Source organism: Streptomyces sp. NRRL F-2580 (assembly GCF_000720115.1).
Classification (GTDB): domain Bacteria; phylum Actinomycetota; class Actinomycetes; order Streptomycetales; family Streptomycetaceae; genus Streptomyces.
Genome location: NZ_JOIR01000058.1, coordinates 1 through 16,210, shown reverse-complemented (window position 1 = coordinate 16,210; position 16,210 = coordinate 1). Strand labels below are relative to the sequence as shown.

Genomic DNA, 16,210 nt, shown 5'->3' with positions numbered 1-16,210 from the left:
GTCGAGGGTGCCTACGGGGTCATGCCGAGGGCACGCCGGAATCTGGCGTCGCCTCGCCGACCTCTCTGTGTGAGAGGCTGGCTGCGGGGGCGGGGCGGGCAGCCGGAGGCGTACTGCCACCGCGCGATGGTCCGCTACCTGGTCGACAACGGAACGAAGTGGCGGGTGATGCCGGCCGATTTCCCGCCGTGGGACCGGGTTTACGCGTTCTTCCGCCGTTGGCGAGACCACGGCATGGTCAAGGAGTTCCACGACCGGCTCCGCCGCAAGTTCCGCGAGCAGGCGGGGCGGGAGCCGGAGCCGACCGCGGGTGTGATCGACTCCCAGTCCACGCCACCCTGCCCCCGTGACGCGCAGCCCTTCCTCGCTCATCCCCCTTCCCTTCGCTGGAACTCCTCCGACGCTGCCCCTGTCGACCGCGTCGGCCGCAAGCGGTGCTGGGCGATCGGAGTGACTCGGCCTGCGCCGGGCTGCGGGAGTGCTCGATTCGGGCGTACGTCGGCGCGCGGATCCCGGACGTTCTGTGCACGCTTGACTGGGGCCGAGCAGCCGGGAAGCGGCGTTCACCGGGCCCCCGGACCAATCGCCGCACTGACGGGAGCACAGCATGATCGGGAAGCTCGAACCCTTCGACGACGCCGAAGGTGCTCCTCCGCTGCCGCACTGCGCCGAGGACGCCGCCGTCGCGCTGAAGCAGATGTTCGTGGACATGACCCAGGGCGTCCGGATGGCCCGGGGCCAGGACCCGGTCAAGCGGCCGGTCTTCCTCAAGCCGCACGGCGTCGCCCGCGGCGTGCTCACCGTCGCCGACGACCTGCCGGCCGAGCTACGCGTCGGCTTCCTGCGCAGCGCCCAGGAGCAGCCCGGCGGCCTGACCGCCTGGGTGCGCTTCTCCAGCGACACCGTGCCCGGCAGCCCCGACCTGATGACCACCCTCGGCATCGGCATCAAGCTGTTCGGGGTGCCCGGGCCGAAGCTGTTGGAGGGCGACACCGAAGCCGGCACCCAGGACCTGCTGATGCAGAACCACGACGTCTTCTTCGTGGACACCGCCCAGGACATGTGTGAGTTCACCAAGGCCGGTGTCGTCGAAGGGAATTACGACCGGTACCTGGCCGACCACCCGGTGACCAAGGAGATCCTCGACGCGATGGCCGTGTTCGAGGAGAGCGTCCTGACCACCACCTACTGGGGCGTGCTGCCGTACGCGTTCGGGCCCGAGCGCTTCGTCAAGTACAAGCTGGTGCCCGCCGGTTGCGCATCCGGCGACCCGGCGGCGACGCCGCCCGACGAGGACCCGACCTACCTGGGCACCGACCTCGCCCGCCGGCTCGCCGCCGGACCGGCCGCCTTCGACCTGCTGCTCCAGTTCCGCACCGACCCGGAGGCCATGCCCCTGGACAAGGCCACCGTGCGCTGGGAGGAGACCGCGAGCACCCCCGTCAAGGTCGCCCGGCTGACCCTCCAGCAGCAGGACGTCACCTCCCGCGGCCAGGCGGCCTACGGCGAGAACCTCGCCTACAACCCGTGGCACAGCCTCGCCGAGCACCGCCCCGTCGGCAGCATCGCCGAGGTGCGCAGGACCGTCTACCAGGCCTCGGCCGAGCAGCGCCGCGACGTCAACGGCATCCCGGCCGCCGAACCCGGCCCGGCCCGCCCACAGATCACCCCGCCGTCCGGCCGCGACACCCGGATCGTTCGAGCCGCCATCCACCCCGCGATCGGCGTGGCCCGGGTCGGCGACAGCATGATGGACGACTTCATCCTCGCCCCCGAGGTCGACCACCCGGACCTGCCGCCCACCGGGAGCTACAAGGACGTCACCGGCGCCCTCAAACGCCAAGCCGTCCGCTTCCGGGTCTACGGCTACAACGCCGCCGGTGAGCCGGTCGCTGAACTGACCGCCGACAACGCCGACCTGCGCTGGACGGTGCACGTCGCCAACTCCAAGGCCGCCTGGTACCAGTTCCAGATCGCCCTGGACATCCCCGAGGCGGGCCGGGCCGACACCAGCAACCTGCGCAACGCCAAGATCCCGGCCGACCAGCGAGGCCTGCTGACCATCAACCCCGGACCCCGCTCGGTGCGGGGGCGCAACCGCTCCGGCAAGCCCGAGTACCGCTTCGACACCGGCACCTTCATGGACAGACAGGTCTACCTCGGCGAGGTGCGCACCGACGACAGCGGCCGGCTGATCTTCCTCGGCGGCCACGGCGCCTCGGCCTCGGCCGCCGATGCCCCCGCCGACACCTTCGCCAACAACGACGGCTGGTACGACGACGTATCCGACGGCCCGGTCACCGCCGAGGTCAGCATCGACGGGCGGAAGATCCCCGTCGACCCGGGCTGGGTGGTCACCGCGCCGCCCAACTACGCGCCCGAACTGATCTCGGTGCGCACCATGTACGACCTGGTGCGCGGCTCCTTCTTCGAGGCGGGCCTCCTCCCCGAACCGCAGCAGGTGTCGTTCACCCGCGACGTGCTGCCCGTGCTGCGCCGGCTGTCCGGCCTGCAGTGGGTCAACAAGGGCCTGGCCGTCCAGTTCGGCCACGGCGGGCGTGAGGACCTCCTCGGCCCGGCCCGGCTCGCCGTCCTCGCCGACCCCTCGCCCGTCCAGAGGGAGCTGCGCCGCCAGGTCTGGCTCTCCGTGCGCGACTACAACCGCGACGGCGTGTCCCCCGTGCCGTGGCCGGCGGTCTACGGCGACGCGATGAACCTGCCTCCTCAGTCGGTGCGCCAGCACATGACGCTTTCACCGCTGCAGTACCGCCTCCTGCAGCGCTGGGCCCGCGGGGACTTCGTCAACGACTACGACCCGGCGCAGAAGCCGCCCGCCACGATCGACGACGTCCCGTTCGCCCAGCGGCCCGAGACCCTCGACCGGGCGGCCCTGTCGTTCTGCCTCGCCGACGCCTTCCACCCCGGCTGCGAGCTGACCTGGCCGATGCGTCACACCACGCTGTACAGCAGCCCCTTCCGGGTGCGCCACCGCGACCCGGCCGCACCCCTGCCGCCCTTCTACGGCCAGGCGCTCACCCCGGACATCGCGCTCTCCCTCGACGGCCCGCTCCACGCCCAGGGCCCGGGCGACCTGACCCGCTGGATGGCCGTGCCGTGGCAGACCGACACCGCGAGCTGCCGCTCGGGCTACGAGTACAGCGCCACCCTCGGACTGGGTCCCTACGACCCGTACCTGCCGACCTTCTGGCCGGCCCGGGTGCCCAACCACGTGCTCGCCGAGGAGGACTACGAGGTCGTCCTGGACACCTCCCGCCCGATGAGCGAGCGGCTGGCCGCCTTCGGGACAAGGAAGACCTGGCTGCGCTGGCTGCCCGCCCCCTACCTCGACGCCATCAACGCGATGGTGCAGGACTTCGGCAAGCTCGGCGTGGTCGAGCGCCGACCGGGGCCGACGGACGACCCCCGGTTCCCGGCGGAGCTCCTGGTGGAGTCCGAGGTGAGCTTCCCGCGCGAGCCCGCCCCGCCGGCGGGGCGAAACCTGGTCACCGTGCACGTGGACCGCGCAGCCGACCCGGTCCTCGGCGCGTCCGCCATGGCCACCGCGGTCACCATGGCGGACGTCCCGGACGAGGAGGTCTCGGTGGGCTTCATCGACAAGGTCAAGCGCTTCCGGACGCACCGGTGAACACCCGCCTGCGCCCGCCCGGGCCGCCCGCCGCCGTCGTCGCAGGCGGAGGCCCGGCGGGTGCCGTCGCGGCGCTCGTCCTGGCGCGCAGCGGCCACCGCGTGCTGCTGCTTGAGGACGGCGGGGCCGGGCGGGGGGAGACGGCCGGGCCGGCTTTCAAGATCGGCGAGTTCCTGCCGCCCGTCGCCCGCCCGCTGCTACGCGACCTCGGGCTGCTGGACGGCTTCCTGGCCGCCGGTCACCCCGTGTCCACCGGCACCTACGCCGCCTGGGGCTCGGCCTCGCTGCACGGCCGCAGCCACCTGTTCGACCCGTACGGGCACGGCTGGCACCTCGACCGGCTCCGCTTCGACGCCTTCTTGCGCGAGGCCGCCGTCGCGGCCGGTGCCGAGCCGCTGCGGGCGACGGCGCTGCGCCGGGAAGCTGGGCGTCTGATCGTCCGTGAGCACGCCGCCGGCACCCTGACAGCACTGCCGGCCCGCTGGGTGATCGACGCCACCGGCCGACGCTGCGTCATCGGCCGCCGCCACGGCCGGCGCCGGCGGCAGGACCGGCTGGTTGCCGCGTACGCAGTGTTCCCCGACCGGGATGCCGCGGGTCGGGACCACCCGGCGGCCGCCGAGGCCCGTACCCTGGTCGAGGCGGCGCCGTACGGCTGGTGGTACACCACCCGGATCCCGGCCGGACGTCTGGTCGCCCACCTGACCGACGTCGACCTCGCCGAGCCGTCCCTGAAGACCCCGCACGGATTCTGGCACGCGCTCACCCGCACCAGCCACCTACGGCGGCGCCTGGCCGACCACGACCCCGCTGCCACTCCCGTACCGCGCTGGGCACCCGCCCACGGCCTGCGGCTCACCCCGGCGGCCGCGGCCGGCTGGATGGCGGCCGGGGACGCCGCGATCGCCTTCGACCCGCTCTCCTCACAGGGCATCCTCACCGCGCTGCACACCGGCGCCCGCGCCGGACGCGCCGTCGCCGACTGCCTGGCCGACGAGGGCGGGACGACCACCGCCCTCGCCGTCTACACAGCGTTCCTGGAGAGGGTCGCGACGGCCTACCGCGACAATCATGCGTACGCGTACGGACAGGAGCAGCGTTGGCCCCTGAGCCCTTTCTGGCAGCGCCGCAGGACGGGCGGGCAGCCCTCGCCGGTCATAGCCTGAAAGAACCGGAACGCTCGTCCAAGGGGTCAACCATGACTACTCCGACAACCGCTGTACTGGACGCGACCGAGATCACCCAGGCGGTGCAGGACCTCCAGCACAGCGTCACCCTGATCGCCGGAAAGGCCACCGTGATCCGCGCCTACGTGAGCGGCACGTTCGGCCCCGCCGCCGCGGTGAGCGGCGCCCTCAAGCTGGTCAGGTCCCCCACGGATCCCGGTTTCACCGTCCTGTCGGCGAACACCGTCTCGGTCAATCCCAGCGTGCCCCAGGACCTGGCCACCCGCCGTGGCGACATCACGCTGAGCCTCAACTTCCTGCTGCCGCCCGCGCTGACGACCGAGGGGGCGCTCAGCGTGAGGTCGCTCACCCTCACCGACACGGTGAGCGGGAACCCCGTCCGGGTCAGCGCGCCCGCCAACGGCCCGACCGTCTGGTTCCACAACTCACCGCCACTACGGGTGAAGGTCTTCGGGCTGCGGTACGAGGGCGGGGACGTGCCGGGCACCCACACCCCCAGGGACCTCGACTACACCGCGCTGATCAGCTGGCTCAAGCGCGCCTACCCGGTGGCCGAGGTCATCAGTTCACACACCGTCATCGACGTGACGGCCGACGTGCCCTTCACGTGCAACGACACCAACGCCCAGCTCGCCGCCATCCGCGCCCTGGACATCAGCGCCGGCGGGGACCCGCGCACTCACTACCTCGGCCAGGCGGCCGACGGCGGGTTCTTCATGCGCGGGTGCTCCTCCGGCGTCCCCGCGGCGCCGGACCCGGCGACCGTCGCGTCGTCACCGTGCGGAGCGGCCGACTGGGGCTGGGACTTCGACGGCGCCTACAGCGACTGGTACGGGGGGCACGAACTCGGCCACACCTTCGGCCGTCGGCACCCCGGGTTCTGCGGGGAGTCCCCGGACGACCTGCTGGGGTACCCGTTCCCGAACGGGCAGCTTGCGGACGGGGCGGGCACCTTCGCCGGGCTCGACGTGGGCGACCCGAGCCTGGGCGTGCCGATGACCGCCATGGCGGGCGTGGTATGGCACGACGTCATGACGTACTGCAACCGCCAGTGGCTGAGCAGCTACACCTACGAGGGCATCCGCCAGCGCCTGCTGGCCGAGGAGGCCATGGTGACGGACGGTGCCGAGGTCGCCGAGCCGGCCCCGGCCCCGCAGGCCCCGGCTGCGGCAGGCGGCCACCCAGCTGGTGAGGCACTCAGCGTCACCACCAGGTCGTCCGGCGGCCGCCCCGACGAGCGGTTCCCGAAACTGTCCGTCACCGCGGTGGCCCCGGCGCAGGCCATCAGGGCGATGAGGCGCGAGGAGGGCGGGCCGGAGCCGGACACCGAGCGGCTCGTCAGCGTCGTCGGCACGGTGAACCTCACCCGGCGTGCGGGCGGCATCCGCTTCGTCAACCCGGTCTCCGCCGCGGTCACCCAGCCAGCCCAGGCCACACCGGGTGCCGGGGCCGCCGGCGCCGGGCCGAACGGCGAGGCCCCGGTGGTGCTGCGGGTCCAGCAGACCGACGGCGCCCCGGCGCGGGACTTCCCGGTCACCGTCAAGCTGGGATCCGACCCGAACCCGGGGGAGGAGCGCACCGGCCTGGTCGACGCGGTCGTCCCGGTGGGGCCCAGCCCGGCGTCGATCGAACTGCTCATCGGCGGGCAGGTAGTGGACACCTTCCGGCCCGGCGGCACGCCCACGCCCCTGCTCTCCGCCCGTCACGCGGGTGCGGCAGACGGGGCGTTCGCACTGACCCTGGACTTCGGCAGCCAGGTGCCGGAACCGGGCCAGACCTTCGCCGCACAGGTCAGCACCGACGACGGCATCACCTGGCAGACGATCGGCGTCGGTCTCAAGGACCCGGCGATCAAGATCGACCGCGGCCAGTTCCAGCCGGGCCAGCGCGTCCAGCTGCGGATCATCACGACCAACGGCTTCACCAGCTCGACGTCCGACGTCGAGAGCTTCCAGGTGTGACCCGACATCCCCGCGGCCCGGGTCACAGGGGCCCTCAGGGACCCGGTACCGGTCGCCGCCCGGGGTGCGGATCTCCAGGGCGCCGCCCCCGCAGCAGGCCGTCCAGCGGTCGGTAGAGCGTCGGTTCACCGCCCGACACCCCGAGTACGTCGTACCCGAGGGCCGCGGCGTCGGCCACCGCCCGCGCCAGATCGCGCATGCTTGCCGGAGCAACCATGCGTACACGCATGACCAGGGGTGGCACTGGCCATTGAGCCCGTTCTGATGACTCCGCCGAACGGGCAGGGAGCCTCTGCCCGGCATAGCCTGAAAGAGCCCGACCACTCGTCCAAGGGGGTCAGTCATGCCAGCACAGACGCAAGCCGTATGGGAGGCCACCGAGGTCACCCAGTCGGTCCAGGACCTCAAGCACAGCGTCACCCTGATCGCCGACAAGGTCACCGTCATCCGCGTATACGTGAGCGGCAGCACAGGTGAGATCCTCTCCGCTCGCGGCGCCGTGAAGCTGCGCCGGTCACCCACGGTTCCCCCTCTCACCCTCACCTCTCTCAACGTCGTCTCCCTCGACCCAACCGAAAACCAGGACCTCGCCACCCGCCGCGCCGATGAGCGCCTCAGCCTCAACTTCCTCCTGCCGTCCACCCTCACAGCGGAGGGGCCGCTCCAGGTGAGCGGGCTGACCCTCAGCGAAGTCCTTACCGGGGCCGCCATCCCGATCAGCGGGGCGGCTGTCGGCCCGACCGTGTGGTTCCATCCCGCCCCGCCGCTGCGGATCCGCGTTTTCGGACTGCGCTACCAGCAGGGGAACCCGCCGACCACCTACACCCCCCGGGAGCTCGACCACGCCGCCCTGGTCAGCTGGCTCAGGCGCGCCTACCCGGTGCCCGACGTCATCAGCTCACGTACCGTCATCGATGTGGTCGCCCCGCCCCCGTTCACGTGCGAGGACACCAACGCGCAGCTCGCCGCCATCCGCGCCCTGGACATCAGCGCCGGCGGGGACCCGCGCACTCACTACCTCGGCCAGGCGGCCGACGGCGGGTTCTTCATGCGTGGCTGCTCCTCCGGCATCCCCGCAGCGCCGGACCCGGCGACCGTCGCGTCGTCACCGTGCGGAGCGGCCCACTGGGGCTGGGACTTCGACGGCGCCTACAGCGACTGGTACGGGGGGCACGAACTCGGCCACACCTTCGGGCGTCGGCACCCCGGGTTCTGCGGGGAGTCCCCGGACGACCTGCAGAACTACCCCTTCCAGAACGGGCAGCTCGCCGACTCACCGGACACCTTCGTCGGATTCGACGTCGGCGACCTCGCACTGAACCTGCCGATGAGGGTGAGACCCGGGGTGCAGTGGCACGACGTGATGACCTACTGCAACCAGCAGTGGATCAGCAGCTACACCTACGAGGCCATCCGTCAGCGCCTGGTAGCCGAGAACGCGCTCACGGCTGGTGCCCCGGTACCCGAGGGCCCGACAGCCACCCCGGCCCCGCTGCCCCAGGGTGCCCCGGCACCGCTCCCTGTCGCCGGGTCCGCGGGGCCCGCCGCGTCGACCGGCGGCCGCCCCGACGAACGGTTCCCGCAACTGTCGGTCACCCGCGCGGCTGCTCCGGAGGCGGGGGTGATCGCCCGGGCGGGCGGCGCGCTCGCGGAGGCCGAGCAGCTCGTCAGCGTCGTCGGCACGGTGAACCTCACCCGGCGTGAGGGCGGCATCCGCTTCGTCAACCCAGTGTCACCGCTGGCCGCCCAGCCCGCCGTCTCCGGCGAACCCGGCCCGAACGGGGAGACCCCAGTGGTCCTGCGGATCAAGCAGGCGGACGGCGGGGCGCCCCGCGAGGTCCCGGTCCCGGTCAAGCTGGCGTCCGAGCTGGCCCCGGGAGCCGACCGTACCGGCCTGGTCGACGCCGTGGTGCCGGTCGGACCCAGCCCGGCGGCGATCGAGCTGGTCGTCGGTGGGCAGGTCGTGGACGCCTTCCGCGCCGCCGGCGCACCCCCGGCCCTGCGCACCGCCCGGCACGCCGGGGCCGACAACGGGGCGTTCGGGCTGGCACTGGACTTCGACAAGGCGCCGGAGCCCGGCCAGACCTTCGCCGCACAGGTCAGCACCGACGACGGCGTCACCTGGCAGACGATTGGCGTCGGTCTCAAGGACCCGGTCATCCAGGTCGACCACAGCCAGTTCCGCCCGGGCCAGCAGGTCCAGCTGAGGATCATCTCGACCAACGGGTTCACCAGCACGGTGGCCGACATCCAGCAGATCCAGGTCTGACCCACCCGCCGGAGGCATGGCGTTCCCACTCCAACAGGTGACAGATCATGCAGCATCGGCCACCCTGTGCAACCGTTGTTACGCCACCAAACCGTGGTAACGGCAACACAGGAGAACCTCATGAACGCCAAGCAGATCTCACCGAAGCAGCTAGCCGCGGCCGCGGCCCAGGGTGTCGCGATCGCGATCGCGGCCCGCCAGGCCTCGGGCGAGTTCGACATCTCCAGGCCCGTCGTCGCCGGCTTCTTCCCCGAGGAGCTCTTCGAGGTGACGCTGGCCCAGAGCTTCGACGGACAGCTCGCGGTGGAGAACGTCCAGCCGCTCAAGACTCCGCGGTAGACCCGCGATGCCGCAGGACCAGGCCGACGACGGCGCGGAGCTGCTCTGCCCCAGCGCGCCGGCCGATGCGGCCGGGGCGGTCCTGATCGGAGTCGTGGCGGGCACGCCCGGCGCACCGCGGGTCACCCCGACCGCGCACGCGATGCCCGTCACCCTTGAGATCACCGAACTCGCCCGGCCCGCGTCATCCGGCGAGGTCTTCCGCGTCGCGGCACCCTGCCGGACGTCGGGCTGCGCCCACTTCAAGAAATCGGCATGTCAGATCGCCTCCCGCAGCGCCGTGCTGCTGGACGAGGTGGTCGACGAGCTGCCGAGGTGTCCGATCCGTGCCCAGTGCCGCTGGTTCCACCAGGAAGGGCCCTCGCTCTGCCGGCGTTGCCCGCAGATCGTCACGGAGCAGCACCGGCCATCGTCGGAGATGCTACGGATCGTGAACGAGACCGATCCGCCGCCGGGCCCAAGTGCCGGCGGCGATCGCGGTCCGTCACAGTGAGCCGCCTCGGCCCCGGACGGCGTGCGGGCACCCCCGGCCGGTCCGCACCGCTCGACGTGACGCCCGTTCAGGCCGCCACCACGCTGCGGAGGCGGCCTGAACGGGACGCCGGCCATCCGGGGTCAGCCGTCGTCGGCGGCCCTGTCGGTGTCGGCGCGGCCCGCTCAAAGACACCGCAAGCTCATACATGGCGAACATGACGTTCAACCCGCTGGGTGACGGGGCGCAGCTCGGCTACGTCACGGAGACCACTGACCCGTTGACGGGTGCCGACGAGCTCCGGCGGGGATTGCCTCCCCGTCCTCGGACAGCCGCGGCGTCGGGCGGTCGACTCACGCCGGTCTGCAGTGCCGGGTCCTCTGCCGTCGACCACATCGTGATCAAGGCGAAGGACCCGGATGGGTCCTTCTTCGAAGGCGCCCTGCACTGAGGCCCGATGCTGGACGAAGCTGCGGCGCGAGCCGCGGCCCTACTGCCGACACTGAGGACGGGGATGGGGACCGCCGTGTTGCTGTCTGCCGAGCCTGGCTGACCTGAGTGCTCAGCGAGGCTGGTCGTTCTCCCAGCGGGGAAGTCTCGATCGGGTGAGTGCGGTGGCCGCCGCGCATGAAAGCAGGGCCTCTTGGTAGCTCGAAGGGTGTCTACGCCAACGAGCATTCCAGCAGGCCCTGTTGACGCAGTTCTAGGGCATCGCGTGGGCGGAGTCCACTTATGCCACTCTCGCGTGTGACTACCTGGCTCACCGGTTCGGGAACGCCGCCGACCACAGGGCCCGTGCGCGCCGCTACCCGACGGACATGTCCGATGCAGAGTGGGCGATGGTGCGGCCGCTGTTGCCGGTGCCGGGCTGGCTGCGGGGGCGGGGCGGGCAGCCGGAGGCGTACTGCCACCGCGCGATGCTGGACGCGGTCCGCTACCTGGTCGACAACGGAACGAAGTGGCGGCGCGCAGCCGGCCGTTCTGGTCGTGGCGGCCGAGGACGAGGAGCTGCGGGCGGGTCAGGGTGCCGGTGATCGCGCCGACGATCGTCTCTGTGGTGTCCCGCCTTCTGATCTTGGTCCACCCTCGGTACCCGGGCAGATAGCGGCCGTTCAGGGGCTTGACCAGGATCCCCTCCACCCCGGACACGTCCGGCCAGGACTCCAGCCACTCCCGCGCCTTGGCCAGGTCCGTCGTCATCGGGCAGAGAGTCCACGGCGCGGTCAGGGCATTCTCGGAGAACAGTCCTTCCAGCAGGGCGCGCCGCTCGGCGTACGGGGGGGTGAGGAGCTCCTGGCCGTCCTGCTGCAAGAGGTCGAAGGCGACGAAGTAGGCAGGCCACCGGGCGGCCAGGGCCCGGGCGCCGCGGGCGCGGGCGGCGACCCGGCGCTGCAACGCCTCGAAGGACAACCGGCCGGCCTCGGTGTCCCAGACGACCAGTTCGCCATCGAGGACCAGGCCGTGCGGCAACCGCGCCTCGGCGGCCGCCACCAGGTCCGGCCACCGGTCCTGAACCAGCGCCCCGCGGCGGGTCTGCACCATGCGTTGTTGGACAGTCCGCGAGGCGCCGGGTCGGGGTGCTGGTCGAGGTCGTTGTCGTCAGCAGCCGCAGTACGCCGTTCTCCTCCTCGTCCTCCGTCCTGCAGTCCTGGCTCGACTCCCCGCGGTCGACGAAAGCCTCACCCGCTCCGGCCGCGCTCGTCACCACGTGCGGCAGCAGCCGCTTCCATTCCGCCGGCCCGTCACCGTCGACGCCGTCGTCAGCGCCATCGCCGCTCACCGACGCGAGGGCGCGGGAGCGGGCCCTCGACCTGGCCCAAGCCCGCGGCGGGCGGCAGGAGGCCTTCGCGGAACGGCTGCTCGCGGATCCGGCCGCCGTGCGGGCTCGGGTACGCCAGACCCTCGAACAGTGTGCCGAGGCCTTCTTCGACGCCGCCTGGGCCGGCGTCGCCGTGCAGCTCGCCACCGACCTGCGCCTGAAGAACGACCTGTTGAGGCACCAGGGCATCGAAGCGGCGCTCGCGTCGGTCTCCGGCGCGGTCACTCTGGCACCGGACGGCGACTGCATCGTCGTGGACAAGTTGCAGGACAAGTCGACCGCCGCCCACGGCACCGGGGTCACCTTCATCCCCAGTGTCTTCGGCCGCCCGCACCTGGTGGCGGTGCACGCGCCCGGGTGGCAGCCGGTGGTCCAGTACCCCGTGGCCGAACCGAGTCCGTCCGAGCCGGTACCGCTGGAGACGGTCACACTCCGGCTGGAGGCACTCGCACATCCCGTACGGCTGCGGCTGCTGCGCACCCTGGCCCGCGGCCCGCACACCACCGGCGAGCTGGCCCACACCTGGGAACTCTCGCCCCCGGAGGTTTCCCGCCACCTCGCCGTCCTGCGCCGGGCCGGCCTGCTCACGGCCCGACGGCACGGTCGCTACGTCCGCTACACCCTCAACCTGCCCGATCTGACGGCGCTGGGAACGGACCTGCTGGCGGCCGTACTGCGCTGAGTGCGCCCGGTCTGCCGGAACCTCTGCGGCCGGGACCGGCTCGACCGCCCGCACCGGGCGCTGCGGCCGGCCGGGCGGGCCGGCCGCAGCGTTCAGGCCAGGGGGCTCGTGGCCATCTGGCCGGGCACGACGATTGAAGCCACGGCGCCGACCCGGCTTCGCCCGATCCAGACCGGGGACCATCCTTCAGCAACGTCGAAGGCGATGAGGTCCGCCTTGAGGTCGTCGTCGGTGCTCTTCTCGAACCAGCCGTCGCACAGGTCCTCGGTGTCCCGGTCCCCGCCGGATCCTCCCCATGAGGCCGCGGCCTGCCGGAAGCGGTGGAACGGCGCCGTCAGTACCTCCCAGGCCTCCACGTCGGCGATGGCCCCCGTGGCCTCGCCGTCGGATTGGAACCCGGCGGCTGCGACCTCCGCGTCCCCGATGTCGTCGTTCACCCCGATGCCCGCCTCCCAGACGACCACGGGGTCGTCGCTGACGCGCAGCCGGGTCGCGGCGCACTCCCGTCCGTCGAACTGCTCGCCGCCGTGCTCGTACGGGGCTTCCGTCCAGGCCGCCTCCACCCGGTACGTGCCAGGGGGAATCCGGGCCGCGATCTCACGCCCCGCCTCCTCGGACCACGGAGAGTCCACGATCAGGCGACCGCTGGGAACTCGGATGGTGGTCACCTCGTCCACCTCGGCCACCGTGACGGAGGTCAGCGGGTCGTCGGCACGTACCCCGAGGCATGCCCCCGGCACGAAGAGCGCCTCCAGGTAGGCGCTGACCTCCCGCCCGGCCGCCGGCTGCGGATCGCCCACACTTGTCATCCCACGCACCCCACGTTCCCGTAAACGAACTGCCCAGCCAGACGATAGGCGGGGCCGGTGACAGTGCCCCCGCGCGCGGCACGTCACGTCGCGGCAGGTCGCGGCACGTCGCGGCAGACCGGGCACAATCAGGGGTTGTGGTCATACACCCCGATCCAGCCGCCCTGTATCCCGACGTTGAGGCCCACGGCAGCCTCGGCGCGGCGCTCCGAGCCGTGGCTCAAGGCCGTCTGGCCTCCGTTCCCCTCACGAGCCCGGAGGCCAATCCGCTGCTCGCCGCGTCGGTCGACTGCACGCTCCCGTACCGAGAGCCCCTGCGCGTCAGTGCGTACCACCACAAGCGGCTGTGGTCGATCCGGGGCGTCGCGTCGTTCGACGAAATGGTTCTCATCGAGGGCACGACGGACGATCTGGCGCAGGTCGCCCGGGCGGCGCGGGCATGGCACGACGGGGTGGCCCTGAGCGACATCTGCCAGGCAGCTCCCTTCGTGCGGCAGACCGGCCGCTTCGACGTGCCCGACCTCGACCCCGCACTCCTGACGGAAAGCGAGTGGCGGCATCTGCGAACCGAGGCGAACGAGCTGGAGTACCCGTGGCAGCCCGCGTACCAGGCCCTCATCGAGAGGGCGTACGCCGAACCGGCGCTCCGGCGGCTGTATCCGTTCACGAGCCACTGGGCACTGCGCTTCTCGACCACCACGCGCCCGCGCCTCTCGGTCGGGGGTCCCCTTCTGGAGACCCAGGGGGTCGGCAAGTACGTGCTCGCCGCGTCCATCGCGGACGAGGACGGCGCCCAGTTCGCCACGGCGGCGGAGGCAGTGGCGGCAGCCGTACGCCAACTGCCTCCCGAACTCAGCCCGGTCACACTCGGCCGTTGACCGACCGCGTTCCGGCAGCTGGGCACTTGTGCCCCCAGCCCACGCGGCCGGGAACGATGAATTCGCCGATCTCGGTTGGTCAGCCAAGCCAGAACCAGTGACGCTAGCGGACCTCAGCCCCCGGCCGGCCGGCCGGCCCAGCGGCGCAGCGCGGCGGTCGCCTGGTCGGCTTCGTTCGGACGCAGGCCGGCTATGGAGATGTGGTGGTTGGCGTCGGGCACGTCGAAGAAGTAAGAGTCGGAGGTGCCGTTGCCCGGGCGGAAGGGTTCGGCTACTGCGATGTCATTCTCGCCGTTGACGAACATGAGTGAGCTGCCGTGGCGGCGTACCCAGCGGTCGATGTCCGCCATGGCCGAGGGCTGGAACCGCAGGGGGATGTCCCGCGGCACATAGGTGCGCACCTCCTGGATGCCCGGGTAGCGCAGCAGTCCGTCCAGATGGGGAGCAACGAACTGTGCGTACCCGAGTTGGGTGCCCAGTTGGTAGAAGTACGGCGTGAAGGCCGCGAGGTTCTGGTCGGTGTATACGGGCAGTTGGGTCACCCGGGCGACCCAGGCGTAGAGGGCATCGTCGGTGGTTGTCTCGGGGGGTACCGATGTGCAGCCGCCCGTGGGTTGATGCATCCAGAACATCATCGGCAGGCGCAACGCGGCGAGTTCGAACGCGCGGTCCACGCTGCCGATGGTCTGGAAGGTCTTCTTCTCGCTCTCGGCCCACCGGGCGCACCGTTCTGTCATCGCTGCGCGCCGTATCAGCGCCTCACGCTGAGCGGACTTGATCGCGGCGCGGCACTCGGTGGTGCCGACCTGTTCGAGGCGCGCGTCGTACGCGGTGTCGTCCCGGTCGTCCGTGTTGTTGGGGGCGGAGTAGGCGACCGTACCGGCCACGTCTTCTGGATAGAAGCGGCGGTGATAGACGGCGGTCATCCCGCCTTTGCTGCCGCCGGTGGAGATCCATGCGCCGCGATAGATCTTCTTGAGGGCGGTGATGAGGCGATGGTGGTCACTGGCCGCCTGCCAGATGGTGAGCTTGGACCAGTCCGGGTGTTCAGGCCCGGACGTCCCGAAATACCGCTGCTCGGTGGTGATCTGGTTGGCGTCCAGCAACTCGGTCGGTTCGGTCAGGCGGTTCGGCGACGGTCCGAGGTCGTAGCCGCTGGAGTAGAGCACCATGGGGCGCCGGGTCGACTTGTGCACCAGCGTCAGCCGCTGGTTGAAGGAACCTTGGTCGGCGTGCCGATGGTCCGTGGGCTGGCGGTAGCTGAGGTCGAGGACGACCTGGCCCGGGGCGGCGGGCCGTTCGCCGAGCACGCGCATTCCGGGGACGGCCTCGATCCTGGCCCGGATGTCGCCGTCCACGGGCTGCGCCACCGCCGGCACGGACAGCCCGGTGGTCGTCAGCACGGTCATCAGTAGCAGAGCGAGCAGATGTCTTGTCGTGTTCTCCATACCCCAAGACAACCGGACGCGTTGGGAGAGCGGATCCCCCAAGCGTGGAAGGCGTCTCCCCCGTGTGGGGGGAGACAACCCGTGTGGTCGGGCCGTCGTTCAGTGGATCATGGTGCGGTGATGAGCACTGGCAGAGAACCGTCCGAGCACGACGACCGGTGGATCCTGAACCTCCGAGGCATGGGTGTCTCCAGGATCTGTGTCGACTTCCGGCTGACGCTCACCCTCGGCGCAGGTTGGGAGGTCGTGCTCGAAGCACCAGCCCGGCTCTCGGCCGGATCGCTCCGCACCAACCCCGGCCTGCCTCTGACGCCGGAGTCGCACGACGTGGCTGCGGCTCTCCCACTGTTCGGGGCGAAGGTGCTTTCCGCTGTCGCGTTCAAGTCCGGCGCCCTGCGGATGGTGTTCGACTGCGGCACGCATCTGACGTGCCCGGCCGGCCCGTCCTTCGAAGCCTGGCAGATCAGCGGACCGGGAGGATGGCGCTTCGTCTCGCTGCCCGGCGGGGACCTCGCCGTCTGGTCCCCCTCCGCGTCTCGTTGACGTTTCTGGAGACACGAAGACGCCCGGCCGGAAAGATTCCGGCTGGGCGTCTTCGTATGTCTGCTGGGTGCTGCTGGTTTAGTACCAGTGGTTGGCGGACCAGAAGTTCCAGGCGCCGACGGGGCTGCCGTAGCGCTCGTTCATGTAGTCCAGGCCC

At 71.4% G+C, this 16,210-nt stretch carries 11 protein-coding genes and 3 pseudogenes; 11 read left to right on the top strand and 3 right to left on the bottom strand.

Translation table 11 applies throughout. The annotated features are described in order from the left end of the window. Positions 1–21: 21 nt before the first annotated feature. The 8 genes and pseudogenes from IF88_RS49460 to IF88_RS48755 all read left to right on the top strand — a co-directional run. Positions 22–240, top strand: a pseudogene (locus tag IF88_RS49460) (transposase); the annotation flags it as partial. Between the two features lie 367 nt (positions 241–607). Next, positions 608–3,646, top strand: a complete 3,039-nt coding sequence (locus tag IF88_RS0137085) for a LodA/GoxA family CTQ-dependent oxidase (protein WP_051838237.1) — start codon at positions 608–610, stop codon at positions 3,644–3,646. Next, positions 3,643–4,812, top strand: a complete 1,170-nt coding sequence (locus IF88_RS0137080) for a tryptophan 7-halogenase (protein WP_234323842.1) — start codon at positions 3,643–3,645, stop codon at positions 4,810–4,812. The genes IF88_RS0137085 and IF88_RS0137080 overlap by 4 nt, the downstream gene beginning before the upstream one ends. Positions 4,813–4,844: 32 nt before the next feature. Then, positions 4,845–6,794 carry a hypothetical protein gene (locus IF88_RS42635; RefSeq protein WP_051838233.1) on the top strand — a complete coding sequence of 650 codons (1,950 nt, stop codon included), beginning with the start codon at positions 4,845–4,847 and terminating at the stop codon, positions 6,792–6,794. A 343-nt stretch (positions 6,795–7,137) separates the two neighbouring features. Beyond that, complete coding sequence (locus IF88_RS42630) at positions 7,138–9,063, top strand: hypothetical protein (protein WP_051838232.1); 1,926 nt, start codon at positions 7,138–7,140, stop codon at positions 9,061–9,063. 120 nt (positions 9,064–9,183) lie between these two features. Next, positions 9,184–9,402 carry a hypothetical protein gene (locus IF88_RS0137065; RefSeq protein WP_030723173.1) on the top strand — a complete coding sequence of 73 codons (219 nt, stop codon included), beginning with the start codon at positions 9,184–9,186 and terminating at the stop codon, positions 9,400–9,402. A 7-nt stretch (positions 9,403–9,409) separates the two neighbouring features. Then, positions 9,410–9,895 (top strand): hypothetical protein, encoded by a 486-nt coding sequence (locus IF88_RS0137060; RefSeq protein WP_051838230.1) that lies wholly within the window; start codon positions 9,410–9,412, stop codon positions 9,893–9,895. Positions 9,896–10,692: 797 nt separating this feature from the next. After that, the gene (locus tag IF88_RS48755) at positions 10,693–10,908 is read left to right on the top strand and encodes a transposase (RefSeq protein WP_234323841.1); all 216 of its coding nucleotides are present in this window, start codon (positions 10,693–10,695) and stop codon (positions 10,906–10,908) included. Between the two features lie 49 nt (positions 10,909–10,957). Here the strand turns inward: IF88_RS48755 and IF88_RS44835 are convergent. Beyond that, a pseudogene (locus IF88_RS44835) lies at positions 10,958–11,416 on the bottom strand (ATP-dependent DNA ligase); the annotation flags it as partial. A gap of 149 nt (positions 11,417–11,565) precedes the next feature. On the opposite strand from IF88_RS44835, the pseudogene IF88_RS0137050 reads away from it, so the two are divergent. Next, positions 11,566–12,375 (top strand): annotated as a pseudogene (locus IF88_RS0137050) (DUF5937 family protein); the annotation flags it as partial. A 92-nt stretch (positions 12,376–12,467) separates the two neighbouring features. On the opposite strand, the gene IF88_RS0137045 reads toward IF88_RS0137050, so the two are convergent. Then, entirely contained in the window at positions 12,468–13,184 is a 717-nt protein-coding gene (locus tag IF88_RS0137045; RefSeq protein ID WP_078893384.1) for a DUF4241 domain-containing protein, read from the bottom strand. 215 nt (positions 13,185–13,399) lie between these two features. Here IF88_RS0137045 and IF88_RS0137040 point away from each other — a divergent pair, with 215 nt between their 5' ends. Further along, positions 13,400–14,062 (top strand): DUF6193 family natural product biosynthesis protein, encoded by a 663-nt coding sequence (locus IF88_RS0137040; protein ID WP_234323839.1) that lies wholly within the window; start codon positions 13,400–13,402, stop codon positions 14,060–14,062. A 113-nt stretch (positions 14,063–14,175) separates the two neighbouring features. On the opposite strand, the gene IF88_RS0137035 is transcribed toward IF88_RS0137040, so the two are convergent. Then, positions 14,176–15,510, bottom strand: a complete 1,335-nt coding sequence (locus IF88_RS0137035) for a S28 family serine protease (protein ID WP_030723155.1) — start codon at positions 15,508–15,510, stop codon at positions 14,176–14,178. A 120-nt stretch (positions 15,511–15,630) separates the two neighbouring features. On the opposite strand from IF88_RS0137035, the gene IF88_RS41510 reads away from it, so the two are divergent. Beyond that, on the top strand, positions 15,631–16,053 hold the full coding sequence (locus IF88_RS41510; RefSeq protein WP_037808444.1) for a DUF6188 family protein: 423 nt from the start codon (positions 15,631–15,633) through the stop codon (positions 16,051–16,053). Positions 16,054–16,210: the final 157 nt, after the last annotated feature.